The 1,557-nt window shown below is 68.5% G+C and carries 2 protein-coding genes; both read left to right on the top strand.

All coding sequences use genetic code 11. The features are described 5' to 3' along the window. Positions 1 to 37: 37 nt before the first annotated feature. Positions 38 to 775 carry an EthD domain-containing protein gene (locus tag ABQE89_RS26195; RefSeq protein ID WP_448422141.1) on the top strand — a complete coding sequence of 246 codons (738 nt, stop codon included), beginning with the start codon at positions 38 to 40 and terminating at the stop codon, positions 773 to 775. Positions 776 to 791: 16 nt separating this feature from the next. Next, positions 792 to 1,557: enoyl-CoA hydratase/isomerase family protein (locus tag ABQE89_RS26200; protein ID WP_448422139.1), on the top strand; the 766-nt coding region annotated here is incomplete at its 3' end.

Genomic DNA, 1,557 nt, shown 5'->3' on the forward strand with positions numbered 1-1,557 from the left:
CGCCGCTTCGGCTCCCGACGGCGATAGGTTTGGCGGCGTGGAGAAAGTCATCATCACGTTGCGTGGGGCCGACGCAGACGACGAGTGGTGCGCGCGGATGCGCACCGAGGTGGCGGCCGATCTCATCGACACCGACCCGCCGGGGTTGACACTGAACATCACCGACGCGGCGGTGCGCGACTCGCTGATGACGTTGACCACCCTGGATCCGCCCGCGGTGGGAGTGGTCAACGTGTGGACCCAGCAGTGCTACGGCGATGCGCTGCAGGCGATGATCGCGCGACTGGAGCGGGAATGCGAGCACGTGGCGGCCTATCTGGTCACCGAATCGGTACCGCTGCCGCCGCCGGACACCGCGCCGGGGCAGCGCACTGAGGGGCTGGCCAACGTCGCTCTGCTGCGCAGGCCGACCGATCTGGACGAGGCAACCTGGCTCGGGCGTTGGCAGATCGACCACACCCCGGTGGCGATCGCGACGCAGGCGACGTTCGGGTACATCCAGAACGCCGTCGTGCGCCCGCTGACCCCCGGGGCGCCGACGCTGGCCGCGATCGTCGAGGAGCTGTTCCCCGAGGCGGCGATATCGGATTTGCACGCGTTTTTCGGGGCCGCCGACGACGACGATCTGCGCGACCGTATGGAGCGCATGGTGACCAGTACGGCGGCGTTCGGCGCCAACCGCGACGTGGACACGGTGCCGACCAGCCGCTACCTCTACCGAACGCCGTTCACCACGGCGCGCCACGCACCCGCTCGGCCGCGTGGCGCGCGCTAACGCTTACGCTGCTGCCGTGGTACTGAAGATCAGCGACGACGCGCGGGTGCGCACGCTCACCCTGAACCGGCCCGACGTGCTCAACGCCTTCAACGAAGAGTTGTACAACGCCACCGCGGTCGCGCTGCGCGACGCCGCGGAAGACCCGGAGGTCGCCGTCATCCTGCTGACCGGCTCGGGCAGAGCCTTCAGCGCGGGTAACGATCTCAACGAGATGGCCAGGCGGATCAGCGATCCCGCCTTCAACGAGCAGGGCAGCCACTTCACCGACATGATCGAGGCGCTGGCCGATCTGCCGAAACCGCTGATCTGTGCGGTCAACGGGGTCGGGGTCGGCATCGGTGCGACCCTGCTCGGTTACGCCGACCTGGTCTTCATGTCCTCGACCGCCCGCCTCAAAACACCGTTCACCAGCCTCGGCGTGGCACCGGAGGCGGCGTCGTCGTATCTGTTGCCGCGGTTGATGGGTCGGCAGAACGCGGCCTGGCTGCTGATGTCCTCGGAGTGGATCGACGCCGAAGAGGCCCGTGAGATGGGGTTGGCGTGGAAGGTCTGCGCACCCGACGAGTTGCTGCCCGAGGCGCGTCGACGCGCTGAAGTACTTGCCTCCCGGCCGATTCCGAGCCTGATGGCGGTGAAGCAGACGATTGTCGCGCCCACCCGCGAGGGGATCGCCGCGGCGACGGCCAGGGAGATCGAACACTTCGCCGTCCTGATGGGCGGGGCGGCCAACGCTGAAGCCGTCGCCGAATTCACCGGCAGGCGCCGAGAGGGGGACGGCT

This window comes from Mycolicibacterium sp. XJ1819 (genome assembly GCF_053483675.1).